4 protein-coding genes are annotated in these 4,027 nt (G+C 68.9%); 3 read left to right on the top strand and 1 reads right to left on the bottom strand.

Annotated features, from left to right (window positions below; all coding sequences use genetic code 11):
- Positions 1-183: 183 nt before the first annotated feature.
- Positions 184-1,527 (bottom strand): lipopolysaccharide biosynthesis protein, encoded by a 1,344-nt coding sequence (locus ACFV1W_RS40255; RefSeq protein WP_380422501.1) that lies wholly within the window; start codon positions 1,525-1,527, stop codon positions 184-186.
- Positions 1,528-1,685: 158 nt separating this feature from the next.
- Between ACFV1W_RS40255 and ACFV1W_RS40250 the strand changes: the two genes are divergently transcribed.
- From ACFV1W_RS40250 to ACFV1W_RS40240, 3 genes are all read left to right on the top strand, one after another.
- A complete protein-coding gene (locus tag ACFV1W_RS40250; protein ID WP_380422499.1) occupies positions 1,686-2,726 on the top strand; it encodes a glycosyltransferase family 4 protein in 1,041 nt (346 codons plus the stop codon).
- A 96-nt stretch (positions 2,727-2,822) separates the two neighbouring features.
- Positions 2,823-3,635: a class I SAM-dependent methyltransferase gene (locus ACFV1W_RS40245; protein WP_380422497.1), complete on the top strand. Its 813-nt coding sequence runs from the start codon at positions 2,823-2,825 to the stop codon at positions 3,633-3,635.
- Between the two features lie 126 nt (positions 3,636-3,761).
- A partial coding sequence (locus ACFV1W_RS40240; RefSeq protein WP_380422495.1) for a GDP-mannose 4,6-dehydratase occupies positions 3,762-4,027 on the top strand: 266 nt, incomplete at its 3' end.

Raw genomic sequence — 4,027 nt, 5'->3', positions numbered from 1 at the left:
CGTCGGAGACGCCTCCAAGGCCCACCGCGTCCTCGGCTGGAAACCCACCACCCACGCCCCCGAACTGGCCCGCCTCATGGTCGACGCCGAACTCGCCGCCCTCGCCGCCGTACCGGGCGGCGCTCTGGGGACGGCGGCCGGTTCTCCCCTGCCGGGCTGACCCGCGACGCAGAGGGCGGCGGCTCAGCCGGCGGTGCGCAGTGCTTCGGGGAGCACGGTGCGAGGATGCGCCAGCCGTCGGCGGGCGACCACCATGGATGGCACGAGGACGATCAGCGTCTGCGTGAGGACCGTGGACCACAGCGGCCCGGACAGCCCGAAGCGGTGCACGGACCAGACCGACGCCCCCACGTTCACCACGGTCATGACGGCCCCTACGGCGAGCTGCGGCCTCAACTGCCCGGCACCGTTGAGGAACACGGCGACCGCGGTGGTCGTGCACATGATGACGGCGTAACCCCCGAGTGCCGCCAGCAGGCCCGAGGACGGAATGGCCGCGTGATCACCGACCCACCCGCGCAGGAGCCACGGGGTGACCGGCACGAGGGCACTCGCCGCCACCGCACCGGCAGCCGTCAACAGCCCCACCGAACGCAGGTACGCACTGCGCACCCATGCCTGGTCGCCGCGTGCCCACGCCTCCCGGTAGCTCGCCCACAGGGGCGTGAGAAACGCTCCGGCGACCGTGGGCACCGCGGCGTACACGGTGAACGGGAGCACGTATGCGGCGACCTGGTCCGCGCCGAGGTAGTGCCCGATGACGAGCGAGTCCGACTTGAAGGACACGATCCCCATCAGCGTCAGGAAGAACAGCTGCGCGCCCTCGCGGCCGAGCCGGCCGCACGTGTCCCGGTCCACGTCGCGCAGCCGGGGCCGGGCATCGCGGATCCGTGCGGCCAGCAGGAGTGTCGGGACGAGACCGGCGAGCAGGGAGGTGGCGAGATACACGGCCGTGAACCAGCGCAGATCCGGGCAGAGGGCCGCGACGGTCAGGAGGGCCACCGCCTGCGCCAGGACGCCGACGGATGTGGACAGTGCCGCCACATGGCCTCGCCCAAGGGCGTAGTACACCCGGCCCGCCACCGTCAGGGGCAGGCTGAGTGCGGCCGTGACACCCACCGCGAGGACCAACTGGTCGACGACGGCGGTGGGCACCCGGTCCGCTCCCAGGAGGCCGTTCCAGTCGAGGGTGAACGCGAACAGGCCGCAGAACACCACAAGCAGCACCGCCGCGCCGGTCAGCAGGACGAGGGCCGTGGTCACCACTCGGCGGGTCGAGGCACCCTGGTCGGCTCCACGGGCTTCGGACACCTGTCCCATCACCGCGAGGCCGACCCCGAAGTCGAGTACGGACAGCATCGTGAAGGTGCTGGTGAGGTTCAGCCAGAGACCGAACTCCTCCTTTCCGAGGCTACGGCTGACGACCGGCAGGACCAGCAGGTTGACGAGGAGGGAAGCACCTCGTGCGCCCACCGTCGTGGCTCCGGTGGCGAGGATTCTCCGCCAGCGGCCGGGAATCTGGTTCACGGCACATCCCGGGGTAGGACGGTCAGGACACGGCAGCCACGGTGACGGCTTCCTCCTTCAGTGTCGGCACCCGAGTGCCGTGTCGTGACCGTTCGCCCGTCGTGTCGCGCATACAGTGACCGGACGCCGCATGCCCCCTCCGGGAGGAACCACCTCAGATGCGCGTCCTGTTCTCTCCGGATGCATTCGTCACTCAGCGCTTCGGCGGCGTCAGCCGGTATTTCGCGGAACTCCACACCGGGCTCCTCGAACTGGGCGTCGACGCACGTCTCTTCTCCGGTCTGCACGACAACGCCTACATCTGCGGCGAACGAACGCGGCTGGGCAGGCTCCCCGTGCGAACCCGGCTGTTGCTGAGCGGTCAGGCGTTCAGGTGCTACGCCGCCGCCCAGCGGTCCGCGCACATCGTGCACCCCACGTACTATTCGGCCGAGGCATCGGGTCGGCGACCTCACGTCTGCACCTTCTACGACCTGATCCACCACAAGTACCCCGGTCAGTTCCCGAACGACACGACGGCCGAGCGCCAGCGGCACTGGGCCCGGCGAGCCGACCGGATCATCGCGATCTCCCACGCGACGGCACGGGACCTGGTGTCCCTGCTCGGCGTCGCGGAGCAGAAGATCTCGGTCATCCACCTCGGCGTACGCGTTCCCCCGGCCCGCACGCAACGGCGGGCGGACGACTACGTGTTGTATGTCGGCAACCGCAGCGGTTACAAGAACTGGCGGCTCGTCGTGGAGGCCCTTCGGGATTCACGGCTGAGAGATCTGCGACTCGTGTGCTCCGGAGGAGGACCTGCTACCCGGGAGGAACAAGCCCTTCTGGAAAGCCGTCGCATGACGGCCCGCGTCACCTTCACCGTCGCGGACGACGCCACCCTCTCCCGCTACTACCGGGGCGCCCTGGGGCTGGTGTACCCGTCACTCTACGAGGGGTTCGGACTTCCGCCGCTGGAGGCCATGGCCGAAGGGGTTCCGGTGGTGGCCGCGCGGGCCGCCTCCATTCCGGAAGTCGTGGGGGACGCCGCCCTGCTTTTCGACCCCCGTGAAGCCGACGACCTCGTCCACGCACTGCGCCGGCTGCTCGACACCTCCGTTCGGGAGGAGCTGGAAAGACGCGGCCGCGAACGGGCGTGCGCGTTCTCTTGGGAAAGCACGGCCCGGCAGACGAGCGATGTCTACCGCTCGCTTCTGTGATGAACCGCCAGGCGTTCTACGGCCGGACGCGTGAACCGCGAATCCGCACACCGGAGCCCGGGGCGGGAAAGCCGTCACCGCCAATAGCATCCCCGCATGACAGACATGCTGCACCGTCCCTCGGTCGGGGAACTTCAGGAACGTGCGCACGGCGAAGGGCACGACTACGCGAAAGGCTCCCCCCACATCCGGCATCACAGCGTCCGCGAACGCGTGATCTCGGCGGTGCACACGCTCGTGGGAGAGATCACCGAACGCGGTGGCCAGTGCCGGGTCCTGGAGATCGGCGCCGGGCACGGAACCTTCACCGACCATCTGGTGGCGGCCGGGGCGCGGGTCGAGGTCACGGAGATGAGCGCCCCCAGCGTGGCCGTCCTGCGGCACCGATTCCGCGGGTCCCAGCACGTCACCGTCACCCACGACCCCGAGGGGAAGGAGATCTTCCGCTGCGAGCCGGTCGACGCCGTCGTGTGCATCTCCGTACTGCACCACATCCCGGATTACCTGGGCGCCGTGGAGCATCTCATCGGCCGTGTGGCTCACGGCGGCGCGTTCCTCAGCATGCAGGATCCCCTGTGGTATCCGCGCCGGTCGCAACTGTCCATGAACGCGGACCGCGCAGCCTATCTGCTGTGGCGGCTCGGTCAGGGGCAGCTGCGCCGGGGTCTGGCCACCAGGGCGCGCCGCCTGCGCGGCCACTACGACGAGTCGAACGAGGCGGACATGTCGGAGTACCACGTCGTACGTCAGGGAGTGGACGAGGCGGCCCTCCAGGAGATCCTGGCACCGGCTTTTCAGGAGGTGACGCTGCAACGCTACTGGTCGACGCAGTCGGGAGCACTGCAGGCCCTGGGAGAACGCTTCTGCCCTCCCACCACGTTCGGTCTCCTCGCGCGCAACCGCCGTTGAACCGGACGCAACCCCACGCGGCGCCCGACCGAAAAGCGGAAACATAACTGCAATACCGGGCAATTCGCCTTCGCTTCCCTACGCTGGGGGACGTTCCCAGGTCTACGCCCAGTAGTGGAGTGCGCGGTGACAGACAAGAAGGCGTTCATCACCGGTATCACCGGTCAGGACGGTTCCTATCTCGCTGAGTTACTGCTGGAGAAGGGGTACGAGGTCCACGGTCTCGTCCGGCGGGCGTCGACTTTCAACACGCGGCGAATCGACCACCTCTACCAGGACCCTCACGCACCCGGTGTGCGGCTGTTCCTGCACTACGGCGATCTGACCGACGGCACGCGGCTGGTGGGCCTGCTGCAAGAGGTGCGGCCCGACGAGGTCTACCACCTGGCCGC

The sequence above is a fragment of the Kitasatospora sp. NPDC059648 genome (assembly GCF_042734825.1).
In the GTDB taxonomy this organism is placed as follows: Bacteria; Actinomycetota; Actinomycetes; order Streptomycetales; family Streptomycetaceae; genus Kitasatospora.
The sequence above is the reverse complement of the archived record's forward strand: the minus strand, read 5'-3'. Positions and strand labels throughout refer to the sequence as shown.

Excerpts from the sequence above, each read along its gene's own strand:
- ACFV1W_RS40250 (WP_380422499.1), top strand. The coding sequence starts at position 1,686 with ATGCGCGTCCTGTTCTCTCCGGATGCATTCGTCACTCAGCGCTTCGGC.
- ACFV1W_RS40245 (WP_380422497.1), top strand. The coding sequence starts at position 2,823 with ATGACAGACATGCTGCACCGTCCCTCGGTCGGGGAACTTCAGGAACGT.